This is a genomic window from Candidatus Sodalis pierantonius str. SOPE, from assembly GCF_000517405.1.
Classification (GTDB): Bacteria; Pseudomonadota; Gammaproteobacteria; order Enterobacterales; family Enterobacteriaceae; genus Sodalis_C; species Sodalis_C pierantonii.
Genome location: NZ_CP006568.1, coordinates 3,368,478 through 3,391,234, shown reverse-complemented (window position 1 = coordinate 3,391,234; position 22,757 = coordinate 3,368,478). Strand labels below are relative to the sequence as shown.

Annotated in this window: 23 protein-coding genes and 6 pseudogenes; 15 read left to right on the top strand and 14 right to left on the bottom strand. The window is 55.7% G+C overall.

Annotated features, from left to right (window positions below; genetic code table 11):
• Window positions 1–52: 52 nt before the first annotated feature.
• From SOPEG_RS17035 to SOPEG_RS17015, 6 genes are all read right to left on the bottom strand, one after another.
• Window positions 53–376 carry a hypothetical protein gene (locus SOPEG_RS17035; RefSeq protein WP_025246257.1) on the bottom strand — a complete coding sequence of 108 codons (324 nt, stop codon included), beginning with the start codon at window positions 374–376 and terminating at the stop codon, window positions 53–55.
• Window positions 373–930: a hypothetical protein gene (locus SOPEG_RS27810; RefSeq protein WP_148297120.1), complete on the bottom strand. Its 558-nt coding sequence runs from the start codon at window positions 928–930 to the stop codon at window positions 373–375. Before SOPEG_RS27810 ends, SOPEG_RS17035 begins: the two co-directional genes overlap by 4 nt.
• Before the next feature lie 1,158 nt (window positions 931–2,088).
• Window positions 2,089–2,601, bottom strand: coding sequence for a YgjP-like metallopeptidase domain-containing protein (locus SOPEG_RS17025; RefSeq protein WP_025246255.1), 513 nt, complete (start codon window positions 2,599–2,601; stop codon window positions 2,089–2,091).
• A 35-nt stretch (window positions 2,602–2,636) separates the two neighbouring features.
• On the bottom strand, window positions 2,637–2,999 hold the full coding sequence (locus SOPEG_RS17020; RefSeq protein WP_025246254.1) for a YibL family ribosome-associated protein: 363 nt from the start codon (window positions 2,997–2,999) through the stop codon (window positions 2,637–2,639).
• Window positions 3,000–3,135: 136 nt separating this feature from the next.
• Complete coding sequence (locus tag SOPEG_RS28860) at window positions 3,136–3,315, bottom strand: hypothetical protein (RefSeq protein WP_200867824.1); 180 nt, start codon at window positions 3,313–3,315, stop codon at window positions 3,136–3,138.
• Window positions 3,316–3,368: 53 nt separating this feature from the next.
• On the bottom strand, window positions 3,369–4,076 hold the full coding sequence (locus SOPEG_RS17015) for a LysR family transcriptional regulator (RefSeq protein WP_200867823.1): 708 nt from the start codon (window positions 4,074–4,076) through the stop codon (window positions 3,369–3,371).
• A gap of 94 nt (window positions 4,077–4,170) precedes the next feature.
• On the opposite strand from SOPEG_RS17015, the pseudogene SOPEG_RS26570 reads away from it, so the two are divergent.
• A pseudogene (locus SOPEG_RS26570) lies at window positions 4,171–4,614 on the top strand (pyroglutamyl-peptidase I family protein); the annotation flags it as partial.
• A gap of 288 nt (window positions 4,615–4,902) precedes the next feature.
• Complete coding sequence (locus tag SOPEG_RS29910; RefSeq protein WP_148297119.1) at window positions 4,903–5,415, top strand: bactofilin family protein; 513 nt, start codon at window positions 4,903–4,905, stop codon at window positions 5,413–5,415.
• Window positions 5,416–5,456: 41 nt separating this feature from the next.
• On the opposite strand, the pseudogene SOPEG_RS29905 reads toward SOPEG_RS29910, so the two are convergent.
• A pseudogene (locus tag SOPEG_RS29905) lies at window positions 5,457–5,855 on the bottom strand (sugar O-acetyltransferase); the annotation flags it as partial.
• 12 nt (window positions 5,856–5,867) lie between these two features.
• Window positions 5,868–6,971 (bottom strand): annotated as a pseudogene (locus SOPEG_RS17000) (MFS transporter); the annotation flags it as partial.
• 115 nt (window positions 6,972–7,086) lie between these two features.
• Here SOPEG_RS17000 and SOPEG_RS27805 point away from each other — a divergent pair.
• Window positions 7,087–7,509, top strand: a complete 423-nt coding sequence (locus tag SOPEG_RS27805) for a hypothetical protein (RefSeq protein ID WP_148297118.1) — start codon at window positions 7,087–7,089, stop codon at window positions 7,507–7,509.
• Here the strand turns inward: SOPEG_RS27805 and SOPEG_RS16995 are convergent.
• A complete protein-coding gene (locus tag SOPEG_RS16995; protein ID WP_025246253.1) occupies window positions 7,502–8,734 on the bottom strand; it encodes an ISL3 family transposase in 1,233 nt (410 codons plus the stop codon). The genes SOPEG_RS27805 and SOPEG_RS16995 overlap by 8 nt on opposite strands.
• A 130-nt stretch (window positions 8,735–8,864) precedes the next feature.
• Here SOPEG_RS16995 and SOPEG_RS30660 point away from each other — a divergent pair, with 130 nt between their 5' ends.
• The 3 genes from SOPEG_RS30660 (at window position 8,865) to SOPEG_RS16985 (ending at window position 11,051) form a co-directional block, all read left to right on the top strand.
• On the top strand, window positions 8,865–9,062 hold the full coding sequence (locus SOPEG_RS30660) for a TetR/AcrR family transcriptional regulator (RefSeq protein WP_335334014.1): 198 nt from the start codon (window positions 8,865–8,867) through the stop codon (window positions 9,060–9,062).
• A gap of 12 nt (window positions 9,063–9,074) precedes the next feature.
• Window positions 9,075–9,416 (top strand): TetR/AcrR family transcriptional regulator, encoded by a 342-nt coding sequence (locus SOPEG_RS30655; RefSeq protein ID WP_335334012.1) that lies wholly within the window; start codon window positions 9,075–9,077, stop codon window positions 9,414–9,416.
• A gap of 402 nt (window positions 9,417–9,818) precedes the next feature.
• On the top strand, window positions 9,819–11,051 hold the full coding sequence (locus SOPEG_RS16985) for an ISL3-like element ISSoEn4 family transposase (protein WP_025246252.1): 1,233 nt from the start codon (window positions 9,819–9,821) through the stop codon (window positions 11,049–11,051).
• Here SOPEG_RS16985 and SOPEG_RS27800 read toward each other — a convergent pair.
• Window positions 11,044–11,466, bottom strand: coding sequence for a hypothetical protein (locus SOPEG_RS27800; protein ID WP_148297117.1), 423 nt, complete (start codon window positions 11,464–11,466; stop codon window positions 11,044–11,046). The two genes, SOPEG_RS16985 and SOPEG_RS27800, sit on opposite strands and share 8 nt — an antisense overlap.
• 2 nt (window positions 11,467–11,468) lie before the next feature.
• Between SOPEG_RS27800 and SOPEG_RS16980 the strand changes: the two genes are divergently transcribed.
• The 8 genes from SOPEG_RS16980 (at window position 11,469) to acpS (ending at window position 18,564) form a co-directional block, all read left to right on the top strand.
• Entirely contained in the window at window positions 11,469–11,870 is a 402-nt protein-coding gene (locus tag SOPEG_RS16980; RefSeq protein WP_025246251.1) for a S24 family peptidase, read from the top strand.
• A 166-nt stretch (window positions 11,871–12,036) separates the two neighbouring features.
• Window positions 12,037–13,836, top strand: a complete 1,800-nt coding sequence (gene lepA, locus SOPEG_RS16975; protein WP_025246250.1) for a translation elongation factor 4 — start codon at window positions 12,037–12,039, stop codon at window positions 13,834–13,836.
• A 15-nt stretch (window positions 13,837–13,851) separates the two neighbouring features.
• Window positions 13,852–14,838, top strand: coding sequence for a signal peptidase I (gene lepB / locus SOPEG_RS16970; RefSeq protein ID WP_025246249.1), 987 nt, complete (start codon window positions 13,852–13,854; stop codon window positions 14,836–14,838).
• Window positions 14,839–15,015: 177 nt separating this feature from the next.
• Window positions 15,016–15,696, top strand: a complete 681-nt coding sequence (rnc, locus tag SOPEG_RS16965) for a ribonuclease III (RefSeq protein ID WP_025246248.1) — start codon at window positions 15,016–15,018, stop codon at window positions 15,694–15,696.
• Window positions 15,693–16,598, top strand: a complete 906-nt coding sequence (gene era, locus SOPEG_RS16960; protein ID WP_025246247.1) for a GTPase Era — start codon at window positions 15,693–15,695, stop codon at window positions 16,596–16,598. Before rnc ends, era begins: the two co-directional genes overlap by 4 nt.
• A 9-nt stretch (window positions 16,599–16,607) precedes the next feature.
• The gene (gene recO, locus SOPEG_RS16955) at window positions 16,608–17,297 is read left to right on the top strand and encodes a DNA repair protein RecO (RefSeq protein ID WP_038470377.1); all 690 of its coding nucleotides are present in this window, start codon (window positions 16,608–16,610) and stop codon (window positions 17,295–17,297) included.
• Window positions 17,298–17,452: 155 nt separating this feature from the next.
• Entirely contained in the window at window positions 17,453–18,184 is a 732-nt protein-coding gene (pdxJ, locus tag SOPEG_RS16950; protein WP_025246246.1) for a pyridoxine 5'-phosphate synthase, read from the top strand.
• A complete protein-coding gene (gene acpS / locus SOPEG_RS16945; protein ID WP_025246245.1) occupies window positions 18,184–18,564 on the top strand; it encodes a holo-ACP synthase in 381 nt (126 codons plus the stop codon). The genes pdxJ and acpS overlap by 1 nt, the downstream gene beginning before the upstream one ends.
• Before the next feature lie 24 nt (window positions 18,565–18,588).
• Here the strand turns inward: acpS and SOPEG_RS16940 are convergent, their stop codons facing one another.
• The 3 genes and pseudogenes from SOPEG_RS16940 to istA form a co-directional block, all read right to left on the bottom strand.
• Complete coding sequence (locus tag SOPEG_RS16940; protein ID WP_025246244.1) at window positions 18,589–18,825, bottom strand: YfhL family 4Fe-4S dicluster ferredoxin; 237 nt, start codon at window positions 18,823–18,825, stop codon at window positions 18,589–18,591.
• Between the two features lie 80 nt (window positions 18,826–18,905).
• Window positions 18,906–19,655, bottom strand: a pseudogene (gene istB, locus SOPEG_RS16935) (IS21-like element ISSoEn3 family helper ATPase IstB).
• Window positions 19,656–19,666: 11 nt separating this feature from the next.
• Window positions 19,667–21,219 (bottom strand): annotated as a pseudogene (gene istA / locus SOPEG_RS25145) (IS21-like element ISSoEn3 family transposase).
• Between the two features lie 138 nt (window positions 21,220–21,357).
• Here istA and SOPEG_RS16920 point away from each other — a divergent pair.
• A pseudogene (locus tag SOPEG_RS16920) lies at window positions 21,358–21,813 on the top strand (acid phosphatase); the annotation flags it as partial.
• Window positions 21,814–21,820: 7 nt separating this feature from the next.
• Here the strand turns inward: SOPEG_RS16920 and SOPEG_RS16915 are convergent.
• Window positions 21,821–22,669, bottom strand: coding sequence for a MurR/RpiR family transcriptional regulator (locus tag SOPEG_RS16915; protein ID WP_025246239.1), 849 nt, complete (start codon window positions 22,667–22,669; stop codon window positions 21,821–21,823).
• Window positions 22,670–22,757: the final 88 nt, after the last annotated feature.

Genomic DNA, 22,757 nt, shown 5'->3' with positions numbered 1-22,757 from the left:
ACCGCGTCTAACGCTCCTGAGCCGTTCGCCGCGCGGGTGTGTTGCCGCGCGGTCAGAGCGGCATGAGCGCAACGGCGGCCGGCAGCGTTCCATCGGCGGCGGAAGGATCGTCTTCCGCGGGCGCGGCGACCGGCTCCGGGCTATGGGCGTGATTGCCGATAAAAAGCACATATCCTACAACGGACATCAGGCCTATCAGAAATGTCGCGGTGATGTCATCTGAGGCAAGTAATTCGACGTACCCAAAGGCTAAGCTAAATAACGTTGCCCGTGCGGCCAGAGTGGTAAAAAATGCTATAACGATGGTTTTGAGGGTGATATCTTCACGCCGTCGCCACTGCATCCCAATTTCAAGCTCATCATCCTCCGTGTTCATGGCCTCAAGATCAAGATATAGCGGTAGGTTAGTTCATCAGCCACCTCGCCGAGAATATTGACCACCGGGCGCGCGATAGCATTCGCCGCCACGATATTGGTATGATTCGCCAGAGCGGCGGCGCTAACGCTCATCAATATATCGACCAGAATTTGATTTATCCCGTAAATGCCCGCGGCAAGCAACGTCGTTCTCAAGCTTAGCTGCTCGCTATTATTATCAACCAGCAGTAAAAAGAATTGGATAATATCCCTGGATAAGACATAGACAAACTCAGCGGCAATCAGTGCCAGCGCCACGGCAGTCAAACGGTCACTGACCCATAATTGATAACTTGACCAGGCCACCAATACCATCCCGGCCACCCGCGTTAAAACGCTTGTCGGGGTTGAGCGTTGAAGAAAATAATCAAGGCCCAGTCCGCCGCTCTGGATAATGAACGGCAGTAGCGAGGCGCAACATCCTGCTATTTTTAGCGCGGGAAGGTATTCGTCACCCAGGTCACTGAGGACGCCAAAGCGTACTAGCTCCCTGGCGCAGGTGGGGATCCCCACGGAAAGGACGCAGCGTAGCACCGGTCGGAGAACATTTCGCAGACGGCGTTCAGCCGGGGATAATTCGGGCTCACCCGTATCTTCCCCCAAGGCCGTTGATGAAATAACCACATTCTCCGCGCCGGGCGTGAAACGTACCGTTCCAGCGGTGTCGGTGGGGGGCTCGCGCCTGCGACGGCAAGCGTGAACGGCTGCTTCTGAGCGTTGTCCGCAACCGTTCTTGCCGTGGTCAGCGCCTGTTTCCAAGGTATCGTTGCGGTACAGAGCGGGGCATCCTCGCTGCGCCCGGCTTCGTTCGCCGTCGTTTCCGGTTGTTTGGCGCCCGACCCGCTTGCGGCGCTAGTGAGGGTAATATTGCCGGCATGGCGCGTTTGCATACCGAGCAGGGTTGTGTTCTCTTCAGATGCAGATTCGACATGTGTGCGGCGATAGGCAATAGCAGACGGTGCTATCGAAGATAATGGCATTTTCCCCCCTCAATAAATGAGATTGACAGTTTTTAAATATGAGATTGAAGGCGGCTGGATATTATTGGACGCTATGATGTAAGCGTGATCTCACACCAAGCTGTATCGCCGGACTTATTACAATAGGGTAATAAGTATCACAGGGCATATTTCTCAAACAGGCAATTATATGCTTTAATCTCAGCACGTATGAACCATCAGAGATAATCACATTTTTCATCTCAGTCGTGGCGGATAATATAATTTTCCGAGAAAGGTTGATGATATTAATCGCTCAGGAAGCAGGCGCCATAAGCCTGCGATTAACGTCTGGGTCGGGGAATATTGATCGGGGTTGTTAATTAAAGTCTGGCGTACCCGTTAAACAGGGGCAGACGTTAATTAGCGCTGTTGCTTGCGTCTGATACTACCGGGTCTGTGATAAGCATCAGGTGTCATCGGGCGCGGCGATGCGCATTTCATATCATCGAACCGGTGGCAGCGCCGGGTGCATTTGGCGCCGTCCCCGGTGCCGGTTTTGCTTCCCTAAGCCCTAAGCCCTAAGCCCTAAGCCCTAAGCGCCTGGCTTCGGGTAATCTCGTGCTTACCTCGGGCCGGAAATCGGCTGCGGCCGCGCGCGATCAGGATCGGCAAAAGAGGGGGGATATGGTTTCTCTTTGGTGCGGCTGACGCACGCATGACCGTCGCGGCGCTATTGCCCTTCGGCGCGCGATGATGCGTGTTCGCGCCAGGTGAGCCAGACGCGCATATCAAATTCCCATTGATGATAGCGGGGGTCCATATGGCAGCATAATTGATAAAAGGACTTGTTATGCTCCTTCTCTTTTAAATGGGCCAGCTCGTGTATCACGATCATCCTGAGAAACGCCTCTGGAGCGGCGCGAAACAACGCGGTGATGCGGATTTCGTTTTTACTTTTAAGTTTGCCGCCCTGGGGACGGGAGACAAAGGTGTTGGTACCCAACGTTCCTTTAACGGGATTCTGCCGATTATCGAAATACACCTTGGAGAGAGCGGCGGTGTTTTTCAGATAACGCTGTTTCAGTTCGCTGACGTATTGGTACAGCGCTTTGTCCGTCTGAATAGCGTGGTGGGTTGGATATTGGCTTTCAAGCCAAGGGCCGAGCCGGTCCTGCGCCATCAGGCGGCGGACGCGCTCGACCAGGTCGGCGGGATAACCGTTTAGGTAAGGCAGATCGTTCATTGCGCTGTCGTCATGCCGGTGAGGAAAGCTGCCGCTTAAAAGGGGCTACGGGCGTAACCGGTGACATCCTTCAGCCCCATTTCTCGGCCGAGGGCGATCATCGGGTGCACAACCACCAGACCGCGAACTTTTTTCTTCAGCGCGCCCATGTCGGCCTGCTCTTTTTTGCTGATTGGCCGGCTGAATGAAAACGTTTGTAGCTGCTGCGTCTGTTTGCTCAGCTTCGCGACGCGCAGGTTTTTCAGCCGGTGAATTTCCGCTTCCAGCGTCGCTTTTTCCTCATGGTGCTGCGCCAATTGCTCAGGATCGCCCTGCTGAATGACGTTTGGCTCTTTATGGTTCAGGGCATCCAGCCGGTCGCTGAGCCGTTTGATTTCCGCTTTTTCCTGTTCTTTCATGTTATCCGATCCCTATCCGGCTTCTAACCGATGTCATCTTGCGCTATTGCCTTAGTGTATCAGGATGCGCGCCGCTTTGCTGCGGCATCAGTTAGCCGTCAGCCCGTGTCGGGCTAACTTTGCATGTAGCCACCGCTCAACCCTGGTTGTTTTCCTCAGCCTGCACTTGCCGCACCGCCAGCAGGAGTTGTTGCGCTAGCCATCGGCTTGCGCTATCGCCGCGGCCGCTGACCATATCAATGCTGAAAGCGGTATCCGCCAGTTCCGCCGGCAAAGCCAGTATTCGCAGCGGATCGGTAAGCAGTTGTCGAGCCACTCGCCCGGCCAACGTGGCGATGAGGTCGGTGCCGCTTACGGCCTGCGGCAGCGCTACGATGTGGGAGAACGTTGCCGCGATAAGCCCATGGCCGCGAGCTTCTGGTCGATAACCCCGCGCCGTGAACCGTCATTGCTCGGAACGAACAGCGCGTGGGGCCGCTGCAAATAGGTTTGCAGCGTTAGCGTTCCGGGAGGGGCGTCCCGAGATCCGGCGGGTAGCGTGGCGCGATCGGCGATGCAGACGAAGTCTTCGCTATACAGTGGCACCACCCGCATACGTTTCGGCGGCGTCAAATGGCCGCCGATGGCGATATCCACCTGCGCGTTATCCAACTGGGCGTAAATGCGCTCCCGATCCAGCGAACACAAGCGCAAATCGATGCCGGGCGCCAGCCGGCGCAGGTGACGCACAATATGGGGCACCAGCACGATATCGGCATAGTCGCTGGCGGCCAGCGTGAAACGTCGGCCCTGGGCCCGATCGGGATCGAATACGCTATCTCTGTCCAGGGTCTCGCGCACCTGATCAAGAATGGCGACAATGGCCGGTATCAGCGTCCGCGCTTTTTCGGTCGGCACCATGCCGCCGGCGGTGCGAACAAACAGCTCGTCTTGAAACATCAGGCGCAGGCGGCCCAGCGCATTGCTTACCGACGGCTGCGCGCGGTTGAGCCGTTTACCGGCCAGGGTGACATTCCCCGTTTCATACAGGGCCTCAAACACCACCAGCAAGTTAAGATCGACGGAGGCAAGATTCATGGCATCAATAATAGGAATAGCGTTTATCCATTTCAAGAATTGCCTGCGCTTTGGCTATCATCCCGCCATAACGCTAAATAAGGGAGAAGAAGCCATGTCAGTGGTACTCGTAACCGGTATTGAACCTTTTGATGGCGAAAGCCTGAATCCTTCATGGGAAGTTGCGCGCAGGCTTGACGGCCAGCAGCCGGTGGATGAGCCGGTTTTTCCAGAGGGGCCTGCCGGCTATTTTACCACGCTGCCGATTAAAGCCATGGTGCAGGCGCTGCGCCGGGAGGGCATTCCCGCTTCTGTTTCCCAAACCGCCGGCACCTATAACTGCAACGCGATTTTTTACGGCCTGTGCCACTATATCGCCAGCCGGCAAGCCCCCATGCGCGGCGGTTTTGTCCATTTGCCTTATTTGCCGGAGATGGCGGCCGCGCATCCCGGCGTGCCCAGTATGGCGCTGGCGACGCAACGGGATGCCGTGAAAACGCTTATCCGCACCGCATTGATGACCGCCAGCGATATTCGCGTCGGGGCCGGCGCGGTGCTGGAAACAAGGGGAATGAACAAAAAAACACAACAACGCTACCCGGACGGCCTGTGGCTGAATGGCGCCTGGACGGGGTGGATCCTGGCGCTGGCGGCGTATCTTATGAACAGAACGCTGTTGTGCGCAGCGGCAGCATCTGCCGCACTGGGTCTGTTGGTCCTGTATTTTGTCAAAACGAGGGTGGAAAACCGGAAGATGTTTGGAAAAAAAATGCCTGCGCAAGCGCCGCTCCCGCCGGAGCCCGCGCCCGCGGGCGCTTCTCAGCGGGTGGAAAAATAGCGCGCGACGCTGATAGCCAAAAGCGCCGTGTTTACCGGCGATATCGACATTGAGGGCGATATTCATATCTGGGGCAAAATTACCGGCAATATTCGCGCCAAAGAGGGGGCCATTCATGTGATGCATGCCGGCGAGGTGGAGGGGGAGTTGCTGGCGCCCGAGATCATCATCGATGGCAAGGTGGAAGGCACCTGTTGCGCCACCACGCTGGACATCCTGGAGCACGGCGAGCTGCACGGCGTCAGCCGCTGCGCCGGTATGACGATACAGCGCGGCGGGCAATTTGTCGGTCAGTCGGAAAGCGGTGAACCGCTTTCCCCGCAGCACGGCGCGAAAGGCGCGTTATCCCGCCGCGGGGGCGCCAACCACGAGCTCAGTGGCGCCAATTCTGACCGCGGCGCCGTCAACCACGACCGCGGCGGCGTTGATCCCAGGCGCAGCGCCCCTGAGGGTCGGCAGAAAGCCGCCTTGGCGCCGGCCAGCCACGACGGATTAAACGGCCGCGACACTCGGCAGGGATAACCGAACGCCAGAACTGACGCCGGTATGTCCCGCGTAACCACACTGCCGGCGCCAATAACCGTATTATCGCCGATGGTGACGCCTGGTAAGATAGTCACGCCGCCGCCTATCCATACGTTATTGCCGATAGTGATCGGCAGAGCATACTCTAACCCCTGATTGCGGCGCGCCACGTCAAGCGGATGACCTGCGGTATAAATCCCAACATTGGGCGCGATAAAGACATTATCGCCCAGGGTGACCGGCGCGCAGTCGAGGATCACCAGATTGACGTTGGCATAGACATTTTTGCCGACGTGAATATGGTAACCATAATCACAGTGAAAGGGCGGTTCAATACATAAACCGTCGCCGCTGCTGCCCAATAGGCTTTTTAGCAGGCGCTGACGCCGCGCGCCATTCCGCGGGTCGCATTGGTTATATTGCCACAGCGTGACTTTTGCCGTCTGCCGTCATGGCCGCGTCGTGGCTTGCGCCGAAGATTCCCGCATCGCCGGCGCCAGGACCATCGCCGAGCGCAGGCCGAAATGCTGGCCCAGGAAACCCAGCAGCGGCGGGCCGACCAAAAACGCCACATAGCCCAGCGTGGCGACGATACTGACGCGCTCCGCGGCAAAATGCTCGCTGTCGCCGGCGGCGGAGATCGTGAGCGGAAAGCCGAGAGAGGCACCCAGTCCCCATAACACCACCGCGCCGCCGGCCACTAGCGCGTTATTGGAGAAAATAATAAGCGCCAATCCCATGGCCCCCAGCAGCGCGCTGCCGCGCACGACATTGACTCGCCCGAACCGCATTTGGAACATGCCGCCGCCAAATCGCCCGGCGGTCATCGCCAGCGCAAAGCCGGCGTAAATCAGCGAGCCGGACGTGGCGTTGAAACCATGCCCGTCCACCATCAATAGCGGTAGCCAATCGCTGGCCGAGCCTTCCGCCAGCGCCAGTACGATGACGCCTATCATCAACAACTGACGGTTTTTCATCACTCTCAACATCGACCCGCTGCGCCGATGGCCTTCCACTGTTGCCTGCGCCTTACCCGTGCCGGCCGGAATTGAGCGCAAGCCCCAGGGCACCGCCGGCAGCGCAATACCCGCAATCAGCAGTAAATGCCATTGAATAGGGAAATCCATGGCGGTCAGACCAATGCCGATCGCCGAGCCCGCCAGGGTACCCAGACTATAGCAGCCGTGCAGCATCGACATCACCGGGCGGTCAAGCAGCCGCTCCACGGTCGCCCCTTCGATGTTGATCGCCACTTCGGCGCTGCCCATACCGACCCCGATGAAAAACAGCCCGGCCGCGACCAGCACCGACTGCGAGAGCGCCGCGCCGCAAGCAATGATAAGCATTGCGGCCGTCACCATCGCTATGCCGGTAATAATGACCGGTCGGGTACCGAGGCGGCGGGTCAGCCAGCCGGAACTGAGTATGCCGCCCATCGAGCCCAGCGATAGGCCAAACAGCACCATGCTCATTTCGGCGGTGGAAGCGTGCAGGCGGTCGCGAATGGCGGGCGTGCGGGTTACCCAGGAGGCCATACAGAGTCCGGGCATAAAGAAAAAGAGAAATAGCGCGAGGCCGCGGCGTTACATACTGGTCAGGCTCAAGCGAACTCCTGATGGCAAGGTATCTTGCTTCTGAGCCTAGCATCATCCATGATAATGTACAAATGTGGGTCTTCCCCTGTTGTGGTGGCTCAATCGACAGTTCTGCATTTTTACTTTACTTATTCTTTTGGCTGGAACTTGGACTTCTGTATGGATGTCAAACGTATTTACGTTTAAAGGAATAACGTTCATGTCATGCTTAAAAAAATATGCATATACCCCATTTATCTTACTGCTTCATGGTGTTGCAGCATCGACCTCACCGAATATGATGTATGACACTGATAAGAAAGACTATTCACTGTCACCAGAGGTAACGCCAAAATTATCTTGGGAGAAAAGTGAATCTCAAGTTGATAAAACTCAATATTGTCTTACCCCTAGCGATCCGGGATGCAGCAATATGTGGCAAAAGGAAAAAGAAAAGGAGAATGACGAGCGAATACAACATCACCATCAAAAAAAATTTTATAACTCCCTTAAATGATTGCTAAAAAATTCATATTTAGTTTCCCATAGTGGAACATTACGCCCAGCTTGAAACGTTCTTTGTTCCTGAAGCCCCGTGACTTGATCCTGAGCAGCCGTATTTTGCTGTTCAGGGACTCCGCATTCCCATTTGATACCCGGTTTTTCATTGCATTCAGAATGCCGTAAAGGCGTTTTGCCACCATGCGGGCAATGCTGGCCATGAGCGGTATGCCGGTGTCTTTAGCCATCGCCATCCATTCCTGCCACAGCTTACGGCTATGATTGTCATAGCGGCGGTGCCACAGATCGCGAGCAAGCTCTTTCATTACCCAGCACTGGCTCGTTTGGGGTAACACCAACCGGGCAACTTCTAACCTCTCTGCCCGGCACCCGAGGCGATTTTGTTTGCTGTAAAACCATAGATAGCGTGAGCGGTGGGCGTCTTTCCTGTCTGACGACGGGATCTGTTTCATCTCAGCCTGACGGGTTTTATCAACGACGGCACACAACATTTTTGCCACATGGAAGTGATTGAAAGCGATTTTATCGACGGCATTGGGGAGATGGATGCGAGCTGCACTGATATAGGCCATGTTCATGTCCATAGACAGCGTTTTTATCTCATCAAGCTGGTGATCTCTCAGGCTGCGCAGATAACTGGCAAGGCTTTCTACACCGCGGTCGTCGGTCAGTTGCAAAGCGCGTCCCTGCCTGTCAGAGATAACGGTGACGTACTGGTGTCCTTTTTTGAACCCGACTTCATCCACGCAGAGGTGACGGGCGGATAAGGGTTGTTTTATCCGGGCCAAGCCTCGTTTGACTGCGCGCATCATGATGCCGTCAACGGCATTCCAACTGAGTTTGAGCTGCTTTCTGACAGCATCCACGGTGCTGACTTTCAGCCATGAAAGAACAAAGGCTTCGAACAACAAGGTGTAGCGGCTGCCTGACCCTGCCCAGGGAACAGGCAGTGTCTGGCAACCGTGCTCGGGGCAGTCAACGCGGGGGACATCAGCCTCAACCAGCGTGGTGAACTGACAGGTATCGAGGTGACGCCATTTAGGACGCCTGTGATCATGTATGGAGCAGGATTTACCGCAGGTTGGGCAGGCCAGTTGTGTGTGCTCGGCAATGCCGACAATTACCGTCACTGATCCAGATTTTTCATTAAGAGAAAGGGATTGTACCTGCCACGGTGCGGACAGGTTAAGGATATGGGCATAGAGGGACTTTTCGTCCATGGCAGACTCCTCAAAAATCAAGACTGCCATCATAATGCCCTTAGCCACCACAACAGGGGAAGACCCACAAATGTACACTTTGGCGGATGGCCGTTTTCCTCTATCACCTTAGCCTTCCGAGGGCACCTGTATGAGCAGCAAGAAAAGCCGGCGTACCGACCCGGAGCGGCGTGCGCGTATTATCGACGCGACGCTCGATATGATTGCGCAACATGGCGTGGCGAGTATCACCCACCGCAAGATCGCCGCCGCCGCCGATGTCCCGCTGGGATCGATGACCTATCATTTCGCCGGTATGCAGGAGCTGCTTAAAGATGCGTTTAGCTAGTTTGCCGTCGCGATGTCGGCGGATTATGCGGCTCGGCTCGGGGTCGCCTGCAGCGCTGACGAGGTGGGGGAGGTTATCGTGGATATCATCTGCGGCGATGAGGCCACGTTGGAGAGGAATTTGTTGTTAAGCTATGAATTGTACCTCTATGGCAGCCGTCATCCCGGGTTGAAACCGGTGATGCAGGACTGGATGGCCCGTAGTCAGCGCGCGCTACTGCGTTTTTTCGATCTTCCCACCGCCCGGGCGCTGGATGTGTTGATTGGGGGAATGATGCTGCATCACGCGGTGGATCGTACTCCCGCCAGCCGGCAGGAAATCGCCCGGCTAGTGCAGAAAATTATCCGGCCCTGAACGTCGGGCCGTGCGTCGACGCGGCAACCGATCGCACGGGCCGGCGATTGTCCACCGTTATCCTTTGTCTGCCGTCAACGCCCAATGCTCAATCCTCAATCCCCAACGCTAAACGCTCACGCTGACATCCAGCGTTGACACCCATCACCCAGTGCCTGGCGCCTATCGTTTCTTGTCTGAGTTTCGCCATAGACCTGTTATCGCCGGCATTGGCGGCGAAAATGCGGCGCCGGCGGGAATTTTGGCCATAGGGGAACGGATTTGTCCGAACTATATTAGTTGCAAGTGATCACTCACTTCACAGAGGCCGCCGTTTATACTAGCCTGTATATATATGGGTCTTCCCCTGTTGTGGTGGCTAAGGGCATTATGATGGCAGTCTTGATTTTTGAGGAGTCTGCCATGGACGAAAAGTCCCTCTATGCCCATATCCTTAACCTGTCCGCACCGTGGCAGGTACAATCCCTTTCTCTTGATGAAAAATCTGGATCAGTGACGGTAATTGTCGGCATTGCCGAGCACACACAACTGGCCTGCCCAACCTGCGGTAAATCCTGCTCCATACATGATCACAGGCGTCCTAAATGGCGTCACCTCGATACCTGTCAGTTCACCACGCTGGTTGAGGCTGATGTCCCCCGCGTTGACTGCCCCGAGCACGGTTGCCAGACACTGCCTGTTCCCTGGGCAGGGTCAGGCAGCCGCTACACCTTGTTGTTCGAAGCCTTTGTTCTTTCATGGCTGAAAGTCAGCACCGTGGATGCTGTCAGAAAGCAGCTCAAACTCAGTTGGAATGCCGTTGACGGCATCATGATGCGCGCAGTCAAACGAGGCTTGGCCCGGATAAAACAACCCTTATCCGCCCGTCACCTCTGCGTGGATGAAGTCGGGTTCAAAAAAGGACACCAGTACGTCACCGTTATCTCTGACAGGCAGGGACGCGCTTTGCAACTGACCGACGACCGCGGTGTAGAAAGCCTTGCCAGTTATCTGCGCAGCCTGAGAGATCACCAGCTTGATGAGATAAAAACGCTGTCTATGGACATGAACATGGCCTATATCAGTGCAGCTCGCATCCATCTCCCCAATGCCGTCGATAAAATCGCTTTCGATCACTTCCATGTGGCAAAAATGTTGTGTGCCGTCGTTGATAAAACCCGTCAGGCTGAGATGAAACAGATCCCGTCGTCAGACAGGAAAGACGCCCACCGCTCACGCTATCTATGGTTTTACAGCAAACAAAATCGCCTCGGGTGCTGGGCAGAGAGGTTAGAAGTTGCCCGGCTGGTGTTACCCCAAACGAGCCAGTGCTGGGTAATGAAAGAGCTTGCTCGCGATCTGTGGCACCGCCGCTATGACAATCATAGCCGTAAGCTGTGGCAGGAATGGATGGCGATGGCTAAAGACACCGGCATACCGCTCATGGCCAGCATTGCCCGCATGGTGGCAAAACGCCTTTACGGCATTCTGAATGCAATGAAAAACCGGGTATCAAATGGGAATGCGGAGTCCCTGAACAGCAAAATACGGCTGCTCAGGATCAAGTCACGGGGCTTCAGGAACAAAGAACGTTTCAAGCTGGGCGTAATGTTCCACTATGGGAAACTAAATATGAATTTTTTAGCAATCATTTAAGGGAGTTATAAAATTTTTTTTGATGGTGATGTTGTATTCGCTCGTCATTCTCCTTTTCTTTTTCCTTTTGCCACATATTGCTGCATCCCGGATCGCTAGGGGTAAGACAATATTGAGTTTTATCAACTTGAGACTCACTTTTCTCCCAAGATAATTTTGGCGTTACCTCTGGTGACAGTGAATAGTCTTCCTTATCAGTGTCATACATCATATTTGGTGAGGCCGATGCTGCAACACCATGAAGCAGTAAGATAAATGGGGCATATGCATATTTTTTTAAGCATGCCATGAACGTTATTCCTTTAAATGTAAATACGTTTGACATCCATATAGAAGTCCAAGTTCCAACCAAAAGAATAAGTAAAGTAAAAATGCAGAACTGTCGATTGAGCCACCACAACAGGGGAAGACCCATGCATGTACAGTATTTTAGGGCGAATGGTTATGCGTGAAATGATGGAGCAGGGGGTTGATCTGAACGCGCTTGTCAGCGCCAGCGCTGCTACTTACTACATGCGCTCCGGTAGCAGCTCTGTTAACGCGGGCATCCGTGAGGGTGCCTTGCTGGTGGTTGACTGTTCTGTAACGCCGGTCCACGGCAGCATAGTCATAGCTGCGGTGAATGGGCGCTATGTGATGCGCCGCTTGCTGCTGCGGGAGCGGCCGGCGCTTCAACACTTGGACAAGTTGAATGATTTGATAGACACGGAGTCATTAGAGAATGAGCAACAAGACGGAGATGCAGCAATTTTCGGCGTGATCACATATATCATCAACGACGCGCGAAGTAAGAAGTTTGATGATAATCCGTGTATGTAATAGATCTTCCTTTGGCTTGCGCTCGCTGGCCGCAAGCTGCCTTCTTCCTTGAAAATCTCTTTCAGTGTAAGATGCGTCCACATTTTTAGTTACTTTCAGTTATGTGTCCATGTTTGCGCCCATAAATGAAAGTTGCGGCGTATATCTTAGAGAAATATCAATATAAATGAAGAAAATAAGAAACTTCTCCATTATTGCCCACATCGACCACGGCAAATCGACGCTATCCGATCGCCTAATCCAGACCTGCGGCGGCCTGAGCGAGCGTGAAATGGCGGCCCAGGTGCTGGACTCCATGGACCTGGAGCGTGAGCGCGGCATCACCATTAAGGCGCAAAGCGTGACGCTGGACTATAAGGCGCCTGACGGTCAGATTTATCAGCTGAATTTCATCGATACCCCGGGGCATGTGGATTTTTCCTATGAAGTCTCCCGTTCGCTGGCGGCGTGCGAAGGGGCACTGCTGGTGGTGGATGCCGGGCAAGGAGTAGAGGCCCAAACATTGGCCAACTGCTACACCGCGATGGAAATGGATTTGGAAGTGGTGCCGGTGCTGAACAAAATCGACCTGCCCGCCGCCGATCCTGATCGCGTCGCGCAGGAGATCGAAGATATCGTCGGCATTGACGCCACCGACGCGGTGCGCTGTTCGGCGAAAACCGGTGTCGGTGTCTCTGATGTGCTCGAACGGTTGGTGCGCGATATCCCGCCGCCGGAGGGCGACCCCGCCGCACCACTGCAGGCGCTGATTATCGATTCCTGGTTCGATAATTATTTAGGCGTGGTATCGCTGGTGCGCATCAAGAACGGCACGCTGCGTAAAGGCGACAAAATAAAGGTAATGAGTACCGGTCAACTTTACAACGCGGATCGGCTGGGTATTTTCACCCCCAAACGGATCGACCGTGAAGTGCTGAACTGTGGCGAGGTCGGTTGGCTGGTCTGCGCCATTAAAGATATTCACGGCGCGCCGGTAGGCGATACGCTTACGCTTGCGCGCCAGCCGACGGATAACGTACTGCCGGGCTTTAAAAAAGTGAAGCCGCAGGTGTATGCCGGTCTATTCCCGGTGAGTTCCGACGACTACGAGGCGTTTCGCGACGCCCTCGGCAAGCTCAGCCTGAATGATGCCTCGCTGTTCTATGAACCCGAAAGCTCTACCGCATTGGGTTTTGGCTTCCGCTGCGGCTTTCTCGGCTTGCTGCATATGGAAATCATCCAGGAACGGCTGGAACGGGAATATGATCTCGATCTGATAACGACCGCCCCAACGGTTATTTATGAGGTGCTGACCACCGACAACAACACGGTATATGTAGACAGCCCGTCCAAGCTGCCGCCGCTGAATAATATCGCCGAGCTGCGCGAGCCGGTCGCCGAATGCCACATGCTGTTGCCGCAGGCTTATTTGGGTAATGTCATCACGCTGTGTATCGAAAAACGCGGCGTGCAGACCAATATGGTCTATCACGGCAATCAGGTGGCGCTGACCTATGACATTCCCATGGCCGAAGTGGTGCTGGATTTCTTTGATCGGCTGAAATCCACCTCGCGCGGCTATGCCTCGCTGGATTATGGGTTCAAGCGTTTTCAGAATTCGGACATGGTGCGGGTGGATGTGTTGATTAACGGCGAACGGGTCGATGCGCTGGCGTTGATTACCCATCGCGATAACGCGCCGTATCTCGGCTGCGAGTTTGTCGATAAACTTCAGGAACTGATCCCGCGTCAGCAATTTGATATCGCTATTCAGGCGGCCATCGGCAACCATATCATCGCCCGTTCCACCGTCAAGCAGTTGCGCAAGAACGTACTGGCAAAGTGCTATGGCGGCGACGTCAGCCGTAAGAAAAAGCTGCTGCAAAAGCAGAAAGAAGGTAAAAAGCGCATGAAGCAGGTGGGTAACGTTGAGCTACCGCAGGAAGCGTTCCTGGCGATTCTGCACGTGGGTAAAGACAGCAAATAAGTTTGAGGAGATGGCATGGCCAATATGTTTGCCCTGATTCTGGCAATCGCGCCGCTTATCACCGGGATCCTCTGGTGCCTGGAACGTTTCAAACTGGCGCCTGCGCGCCGCCGGCTGGCGCAGCAACCCGGCCAGCAACGCGCTGACGCCGTCGGGGTGCCGGCCGGGAATGACGTCGCCGCGAAGGTCAGCCATAAACCTGGCTGGATCGAGACCTGCGCGTCCATTTTCCCGGTATTGTTATTGGTGTTTGTGGTGCGCTCATTTATTTTCGAGCCGTTTCAAATTCCCTCGGGATCTATGATGCCGACGCTGTTGGTCGGAGATTTCATTCTGGTGGAAAAGTTCGCCTATGGCATTAAAGACCCGATCACCCAGACGACGCTCATTGAAACCGGCCATACCAAACGCGGTGACGTCGTGGTATTCAAATACCCGCCCGATCCTAGCCTGGACTATATTAAACGGGTCGTGGGTTTGCCGGGCGACCGGGTCAGTTATGATCCGGTCAACAAACGCGTGACGGTGCAGCCTGGCTGCGCCAGCGGGCAGGACTGCGCCACGGCGTTGCCCATTACCTATAGCGAATTCGCCCCAAGTGATTTTGTACAGACCTTCAACTCGACCGGCAACGGCGAAGCCAGTAGCGGTTTCCTGCAGGTCGCGCTCGATAGGCAGGTGGACGGCGGCATTCGCCTGGCGCAGCGCAAAGAATCGTTGGGCGGCGTGGTGCACAATGTGCTGACGGTGCCGGGACAGCAGGATCAATTGGGCATTTATTATCAGCAGCCGGGCAATTCACTGGCGGAGTGGGTGGTGCCGCAGGGAGAGTATTTCATGATGGGCGATAATCGTGATAACAGCGCCGACAGCCGTTATTGGGGATTCGTGCCGGAAAGAAATCTGGTGGGTAAAGCGACGGCGATCTGGATGAGCTTCGATAAGCAGGAAGGCCAATGGCCGACCGGCGTACGCTTAAGCCGTATTGGCGGCATTCATTAATTCCTTTTTTAGCGAAGCATTATTTCGCTTACCGATGTAGAATACCTCTCAGGTTAGGAAAGGCGGGCTCCCTTCGCGGGAGCCACTGCAAACGAAACAGTTTTGGACAGGCGTGTCGTTCCCAGGCCTGTTCCGTCAGCTGCGGTTTTTTACGCATGGTTGAGTTATTGGTAACGCATGAATCCCATCTTAATAAATAGGCTCCAGAAGAAACTGGGCTACACTTTTCAACAGCACGATCTTTTGTTACAGGCGTTAACGCACCGCAGCGCCAACAGCAAACACAATGAGCGGCTGGAATTTTTGGGCGATTCTATATTGAGCTATGTTATCGCCAATGCGCTGTATCAGCGTTTCCCACGCGTCGACGAGGGCGATATGAGCCGGATGCGCGCCACGCTGGTGCGCGGCAATACGCTTGCGGAAATGGCGCGGGAGTTCGAGCTGGGCGAATGTTTACGTCTGGGGCCGGGAGAGCTGAAAAGCGGCGGTTTCCGTCGTGAATCCATTTTGGCCGACACGGTAGAAGCGTTGATTGGCAGCGTGTTCCTGGACAGCGATATTCAAACCGTCGAAAAGCTGATCCTCGACTGGTACCGCACACGTTTGGATGAAATCAGCCCCGGCGATAAGCAAAAAGACCCGAAAACCCGGCTGCAAGAATACCTTCAGGGACGCCATTTGCCGCTGCCTACCTATCTGGTGGTGCAGGTGCGCGGCGAGGCGCACGATCAGGAATTTACCATACACTGCCAGGTCAGCGGGCTGGCGCAGCCGGTGGTCGGCAATGGCTCAAGCCGTCGTAAAGCCGAGCAGGCCGCGGCGGAACAAGCACTTAAACTGTTGGAACTTGAATGAGCGAACAGACGACCTATTGTGGGTTTGTGGCGATTGTGGGCCGGCCAAACGTCGGTAAATCCACGCTGCTGAATCAGTTGTTGGGGCAGAAGGTCTCTATTACCTCGCGCAAACCGCAAACCACCCGCCACCGCATTATGGGGATCCACACCGAGGGGCCCTATCAGGCTATCTACGTGGATACCCCAGGGCTGCACATTGAAGAGAAACGGGGAATCAACCGTTTGATGAATCGCGCCGCCAGCAGCTCCATCGGCGATGTGGAACTGGTGATTTTCGTAGTGGAAGGCACCCATTGGACGCCGGACGATGAAATGGTGGTGAACAAACTGCACGACGTTGGCTGCCCGGTCGTACTGGCGATTAACAAAGTGGATAACGTCGCTGACAAGGAAAAGCTGCTGCCCCATATGCAGTTTCTCAGTCAGCAGATGTCTTTCCATGACATTGTGCCTATCTGCGCCGAGAACGGCATGAACGTCGATACGTTGGCCGGTATTGTGCGCAAAGCGCTGCCGGAGGCCGAGCATCATTTTCCCGAAGATTATATTACCGACCGCTCGCAGCGTTTTATGGCATCGGAAATTATCCGTGAAAAGCTGATGCGGTTTCTGGGTGATGAACTTCCTTATTCCGTTACGGTGGAAATTGAGCGCTTCGCGGCCAATGATCGCGGCGGTTACGATATCCACGGTCTGATTCTGGTGGAACGAGACGGCCAGAAGAAAATGGTTATCGGCAATAAGGGCAGTAAAATTAAGACAATCGGCATTGAAGCACGGCAAGATATGGAAGCCATGTTCGAGACACGGGTGCATCTGGAGCTGTGGGTGAAAGTCAAATCGGGCTGGGCCGATGATGAACGTGCCCTGCGCAGCCTGGGCTATGTCGACGACCTCTAGGGAGCGCCGATGGACGGTTGGCAACGCGCTTTCGTGCTGCATGCACGCCCCTACAGCGAAACCAGCCTGCTTCTGGACTTTTTCACCGAGCATCAAGGACGGGTGCGCGTTCTGGCCAAGGGCGCGAGTTCGCGCCGTTCCGCGCTTAAAGGCGTGCTGCAGCCGTTTACGCCGCTGCTGGCCCGCTGGGGCGGCCGCGGCGAGATAAAGACCCTGCGCAGCGCCGAACCCGTCTCGCTGGGCCTGCCGCTGACCGGGTTAATGCTGTATAGCGGACTCTATATTAACGAGCTGCTGTCGCGCGTACTCGCCCATGAAACCGATTACTCCACGCTGTTTTACGATTACCTCCAGTGTCTGCAATGGCTGGCGGGTGCCACCGGTTCACCGGAACCGGCGCTGCGCCGTTTTGAACTGGCGTTGCTGACGCATCTGGGTTATGGCGTCGATTTCCTGCATTGCGCCGGCTCCGGCGAGCCGGTCGACGACGCCATGACTTATCGTTACCGGGAAGAGAAAGGCTTTATCGCCAGCGTACTCTTGGATCGCTATAGCTTCACCGGGCGCGAGCTGCGCGCCCTGGCGGCGCGCGAGTTTCCCGACGTTGACACGCTGCGCGCGGCCAAGCGGTTTACCCGTATGGCGCTGAAACCCTATTTGGGCGGCAAACCGCTCAAGAGCCGCGAGCTGTTTCGTTAGTTGCTCGACCGGCGTCCGGGCGGCGCCGGCGATGCGGGGGCGGGGGCTGCGGATCCGCCGGGGCCAGCCGGTGAAGCGGGTGAGCAATAAACTGGCCTGCGCCACAGCGCTGGTTTACACTGCGACACAGTATCGACAAAAGTCAGGGGAAGGGGATGTCTGAATTGCTGCTGGGCGTGAATATCGATCATATCGCAACGTTACGCAATGCGCGCGGGACGGCCTGGCCGGATCCGGTTCAAGCGGCTTTTATCGCCGAGCAAGCGGGGGCCGACGGCATTACCGTGCATCTGCGCGAAGATCGCCGGCATATCACCGATCGCGATGTCCATCTGCTGCGCAAGACGATTCAGACCCGAATGAATCTGGAAATGGCGGTTACGGAGGAGATGGTGGCTATTGCCTGTTCCCTGTCGCCGCATTTCTGTTGTCTGGTGCCGGAAAAGCGCCAGGAAGTCACCACCGAAGGCGGGCTGGATGTGGCCGGCCATCGCGACAAACTTCGTCAGGCCGTGGCCCGTCTAAGCGATGCCGGGATCCAGGTCTCGCTGTTTATTGATGCCGATGAGCGTCAGATCGCGGCGGCGGCGGAGGTGGGCGCGCCCTACATTGAAATTCATACCGGCGCCTATGCTGATGCGGTCGATGAAGCATCGCGCGCCGCGGAGTTCGCTCGCATCAGCCATGGCGCGCAGTACGCCACGACGCTGGGCCTCAAGGTCAATGCCGGCCACGGTCTTGATTATCACAATGTGAAGCCCGTGGCCGCGCTGGCGCCTATGCACGAGCTGAATATCGGCCACGCGATTATCAGCCGCGCCGTGATTGGCGGTCTGGCGGATGCGGTAAGAGACATGAAACGCCTGATGCGGGAAGCGCGCGGCTGATGGCGATTGTCGGCATTGGTACCGATATCGTCGAGATTGGACGTATCGAGGCGGTGGTTTCCCGCAGCGGCGATCGGCTTGCGCGCCGAATCCTCAGCCCCGATGAATGGTTGCAATATCAGCAGCACAATCAGCCGGTACGCTTCCTCGCCAAACGCTTCGCGGTAAAAGAGGCGGCGTCCAAGGCGCTTGGCACCGGTATTCGTGACGGGCTGGCTTTTGCGCAGTTTGAGGTCTGCAATGATGCGTTGGGTAAACCTTCGTTACGGTTGTTTGCCCAGGCGGCGGAGCTGGCCAGCCAATTAGGCGTCACCGGCATGTACGTCACGTTGGCCGATGAGCGGCATTACGCCTGCGCCACGGTCATCTTTGAACGCTGACACCGCGCGGCTGCGGCCATCGGGCTAAAGCCTATCGGCGTGGTGCAGCAGCACAAACTTTTCCCACAGCGCATCGTGACTTTCCACACGCTGCGGATCGGCAATGATCGTGTGGTCGATAGGGCATACCTGCTGGCAGGTGGGCCGATCATAGTGACCGATACACTCCGTACAGCGGTCGGCATCGATTTGATAATACTCCGCGCCCATACTGATGGCCTTGCAGATTCCGACGTATCCGATCAGCTGTTCCGGCGACATCCGATCAGTTATTCCGGTATTTTCCGATCACCCATTCCAGTGATATTCGATCACGTGTTCGCTCATCTTCTGACTCGGGTTTAGTCTATTTTTCCTGTGCTGGCTACTCCTTGCTCTTTGCGTAGTGATTCGCCTTTAAGTTCCAGTCTATAGCTGGGGTGTACTGACCGATCGAGTAACGCGTCAGCTGTCGTGGGGTTTTCTATCAGTCCATACCATTTTTTCACCGGCAGTTGACTGATCAGGATGCTGCTGCTTTTGTCGTAGCGATCTTCCATCACCTCCAACAGCATCGTTGCCTGCATCGGACTTATTGATTCTAGGCCCACGTCGTCCAAGATCAGTAACTCTATTTTTTCTAACTGATTAAGCTGTTTTAGATAGGTCCCGTCTACCTGACACTGGTGAAGATGGGCCAGCAACCGACCCACTCGCCAGTAACGCACGCTATATTGCTGCCGGCATGCCTGCTCACCAAGCGCACAACTGAGCCAGGTTTTGCCCGTACCTGCCGGCCCCGTGATGAGTATGCTTTTCTGATATTTCAGATATTGTCCCCCTAGCAGATCTCGCATCTGTTCCGGTGTCACTCCTCGGCTAGGGATATAGCGGATATCTTCCGGTTTTGCCTGCAAGCGCATTTGCGATTGCCGTCGCAGACGGCATATGTGGTTGTTTTCTCTATGCAAATTTTCCTATTCTACCATCAGCGACAACCGCTCCTCGAACCCCAGCTCCCCATAACTCCCCGGGAGTTCGCGTTGCGTCTCCAACGCCTGGACCATTGCCGACAACTTCAGCTCTCGCAGAGCCATTAACAGTGTATCCATATTTATTCTCCTTAGTGATAACTGTCCGGACCTCGGAGGTTTTCGTGAACCAGCATTGATACGCCGGCTCCGTCCTGGGTGACCTCACTTTCACGACCGTGTTTCAATACGTTGGCTATGAAAGAGCGGTTAATGCACCCTTTCTCCAACGCCAGCGCGCAGGCCTTCTCCAGTCGCGTCGTCTCATAGCGCCGTTGCAGATTGAGTAGCCCCAGCACGGAGCGGTAAGCCTGCTCCGGATGGGCTTTGCTCTTTTGGATGGACTCGACCACTTTCAGTGTGCACACACCCACCGACAGCGCCCAACTGCACAGCCTTTCCGGCGTCCACTGACTCTGCCCCTTATGGTTAGCCGGCATGTGCGCCGCCTGAGTCGTGTGCCTATAGGTGTTATCGCTGCGAGGGTGCGTAGCCACGCAGACGCCCTTATGGTGGATTTGCACCAGCCGTTGGGTGGCGATGACGTCAACGCGCTCGCCTACCAGCGGATGCGGCACCGAGTACCAGTTTTTGCCGTAGTCTATGTGGTAATCAGGTCCCACTCGAGCAACGAGATACTCACTGTATTCCCATTGTGTGGGCGGTAGAGGCCCAAGAGCCGGTTTGTCCAGCTGCTCGAAGCGTTCTCAAGGCGACTTTGTCCGCCGTAATGACGCATCGGGCGCAGATTCAACTCATGATTGAGTTCTCGTATCACCTGGTTGAATTCGGCCAGCGAGTAGAACCTACGTTTACGCAACCGGGCCAAAACCCAGCGTTCTACCAGCTGCACAGTTGATTCTGCCTTCGCCTTGTCTTTCGGTTTTCTCGGGCGCGCCGGTAGCACCACTGTCTCATAGTGATTTGCCAGCGCCTGGTAGCTCTGGTTTATGACCGGCTCATAGCGGTCAGGGGTGCTGACAGCGCTGCGCAGATTATCAGGTATCATCAGCTCCGGAACCCCACCCATGAAGTGCAGGCAGCGGCTATTGGCATTGAGCCACGATGCCATGTCCTGGCCTTCGCAGGCTTCGATATACGCATAGCCTGACACGCCCATGGCAGCGACGAAGATAGCGACCTGGCGTACGCTATCGGTCGCAGGGTTGACGATAGGTACGGTGGGGCCACAGAAGTCGATGAAGAGCTTTTCGCCGGCCTTGTGCTCCATGCGCATGAAATGCCGCTGCTTCTTTTTCCAGTCACGGAACAGTGCACAAAACTGTGAGTAACCGAGGGCATCACCGCCCACGGCGGACTGATATTCCATCCAGAGCAGCTGCTTGGTCATGCCCTTGCGGCTTAACTCGGTATCGATATCAAGCCAGCTGGGTAAGGTATTGATAACTTTTCCGGATTTGCCGGGATAGAGCAGGCGGTCGAGGTCGACGGGGGACAGTTCCGCCGGCAATGGCCAGACCAGGTTAGCTACCGTGAATCGGCCGAGGATATCGTGCACGGTAGTACAGCCTATGCCGAGCGCTGCTGCGATAGTGCGATTCGAGCGACGCTGCTCGAATTTCATACGTAACACATTAATATAGATGCACATTTCCGTTCTCGCTTTCTTCTTTTTACGTGCCATGCCCCCGGAAGCTAAAAGTCTCCAGAGTATGGCGGAACAGAAGATGAGCGATCGGACAGAATCGGAATCGCTGATCGGGCGACCGGAATCAGTGATCGGGTGAAATCGGAATCAGTGATCGGATGTGACCGGAACCAGCACCCGCTGGACGTCATCGGCTCGCGGATGGTGGTGGAGCGTAATGTCGCGCATTATCTCAACGACCCGGCGTACCGTCGGCTTTTTGAACAGGCCAAACTTCAATTGCGCAGCGCGTTAGAAAAAGAGTGCGGCACCACTATTGCCCAATGTGTCCAGACCGGCCAGGAAGGCGACCCTTACGCCCAGAGCGGTATGACGGCATTTTATCGCTATACCATGACCTATCAACTGCCGCGCGCTAGCGTGACCCGCGCTCAGGCGGTCACCGTGTCGGCCGGGGCCGAGGTGCTGCTGGCGTTTCCGCTGCCCGAGCTTAGCGCCAGTCAGCGGCGGGCGTTGATGGTGCGCACGATGATTGACGATGGTTATGCGCTCTCGGGCGGACAGGGGGAGCAAAATTTCCGGCAGCGGTTGAATTTGCATGAAACCGTGCTGCGGGCCCATGCCGGGTAAGGCAACCTCAGACCAGCTTCTTGACCAGCTCTTCACTATGGCGGATGCGGTCTGGGGCGTGTTCAAGATCCTGTTGTACCAGCCCCATAAACAGTAAGTCGGTTAACGCCTGTTGCGCGATATTCGAGGAGATGGCCCCGCTACGCTGGGCTTGCTGCTCTGAGACGGTATACAGCGTCAAATCGGCATAGTGTTGCAGCTCATTGGGCGCGAAATTGGTGACCGCCATGACCCGCGCCCCTGCCCGCAGCGCCTCCTGCGCCGCCAGATTGATCTCCCGTCGCGTGCCGCTAAAAGAGATAGCGAACAGCAGATCGTCCGGACCCAGCGCCTGCACCGTCGCCAGCAATACGTGCATGTCGTTTTCCGCCACCGCCGCCATGCCGCTTTTCATCAGCTTGTAGGAAAAATCGCGAGCCACCGGGCCCGATGCGCCGATGCCGACAATAATAATCCGCTTCGAGCGTTGCAATATCTCCACGCCCTGGCGCAATTTGTCTTCGCTATTGATATCCAGCGTGCCGCGCAGGGCGGCCACTTTTTCCGCCAGCAGCTTTTCGCCTACGGTTTTGATGGGATCATCACTGAGTATTTGGTTATGTACCGGTATGGAGGGCGGATCCTGACGATTGACCAGCGCTTCGCTCAGGGCAAGTTTTAGCGCGGTAAACCCTTTGTAACCCAGCTTCTGAGCAAATTTCACCACGCTTGACTGGCTGACGCCGGTCATTTCCGCCACGCGCTGTGAACTAAGATGACGCGCTTCTTCGGTATGATGCAGTAAAAAATCCGCCAATTTCTGGTCATTGCGTGATAGCGATCGGTATAACTGGCGTATCCGTAATAAACGGCTCATGCACTGTTCTCCGGCGTTACGCCGTCGTAGCGGAACGAGGGGAAGGCTCCCCGGGATCGGGCGGCGAGATTTCCCTCGCCTACAGGAA

Coding starts and splice junctions, on each gene's coding strand:
- SOPEG_RS17035 (WP_025246257.1), bottom strand. CDS start 376: ATGAACACGGAGGATGATGAGCTTGAAATTGGGATGCAGTGGCGACGG.
- SOPEG_RS17025 (WP_025246255.1), bottom strand. CDS start 2,601: ATGAACGATCTGCCTTACCTAAACGGTTATCCCGCCGACCTGGTCGAG.
- SOPEG_RS17020 (WP_025246254.1), bottom strand. CDS start 2,999: ATGAAAGAACAGGAAAAAGCGGAAATCAAACGGCTCAGCGACCGGCTG.
- SOPEG_RS17015 (WP_200867823.1), bottom strand. CDS start 4,076: ATGAATCTTGCCTCCGTCGATCTTAACTTGCTGGTGGTGTTTGAGGCC.
- SOPEG_RS16995 (WP_025246253.1), bottom strand. CDS start 8,734: ATGGACGAAAAGTCCCTCTATGCCCATATCCTTAACCTGTCCGCACCG.
- SOPEG_RS30660 (WP_335334014.1), top strand. CDS start 8,865: ATGAGCAGCAAGAAAAGCCGGCGTACCGACCCGGAGCGGCGTGCGCGT.
- SOPEG_RS30655 (WP_335334012.1), top strand. CDS start 9,075: ATGTCGGCGGATTATGCGGCTCGGCTCGGGGTCGCCTGCAGCGCTGAC.
- SOPEG_RS16985 (WP_025246252.1), top strand. CDS start 9,819: ATGGACGAAAAGTCCCTCTATGCCCATATCCTTAACCTGTCCGCACCG.
- SOPEG_RS27800 (WP_148297117.1), bottom strand. CDS start 11,466: ATGGGTCTTCCCCTGTTGTGGTGGCTCAATCGACAGTTCTGCATTTTT.
- SOPEG_RS16980 (WP_025246251.1), top strand. CDS start 11,469: ATGTACAGTATTTTAGGGCGAATGGTTATGCGTGAAATGATGGAGCAG.
- lepA (WP_025246250.1), top strand. CDS start 12,037: ATGAAGAAAATAAGAAACTTCTCCATTATTGCCCACATCGACCACGGC.
- lepB (WP_025246249.1), top strand. CDS start 13,852: ATGGCCAATATGTTTGCCCTGATTCTGGCAATCGCGCCGCTTATCACC.
- rnc (WP_025246248.1), top strand. CDS start 15,016: ATGAATCCCATCTTAATAAATAGGCTCCAGAAGAAACTGGGCTACACT.
- era (WP_025246247.1), top strand. CDS start 15,693: ATGAGCGAACAGACGACCTATTGTGGGTTTGTGGCGATTGTGGGCCGG.
- recO (WP_038470377.1), top strand. CDS start 16,608: ATGGACGGTTGGCAACGCGCTTTCGTGCTGCATGCACGCCCCTACAGC.
- pdxJ (WP_025246246.1), top strand. CDS start 17,453: ATGTCTGAATTGCTGCTGGGCGTGAATATCGATCATATCGCAACGTTA.
- acpS (WP_025246245.1), top strand. CDS start 18,184: ATGGCGATTGTCGGCATTGGTACCGATATCGTCGAGATTGGACGTATC.
- SOPEG_RS16940 (WP_025246244.1), bottom strand. CDS start 18,825: ATGTCGCCGGAACAGCTGATCGGATACGTCGGAATCTGCAAGGCCATC.
- SOPEG_RS16915 (WP_025246239.1), bottom strand. CDS start 22,669: ATGAGCCGTTTATTACGGATACGCCAGTTATACCGATCGCTATCACGC.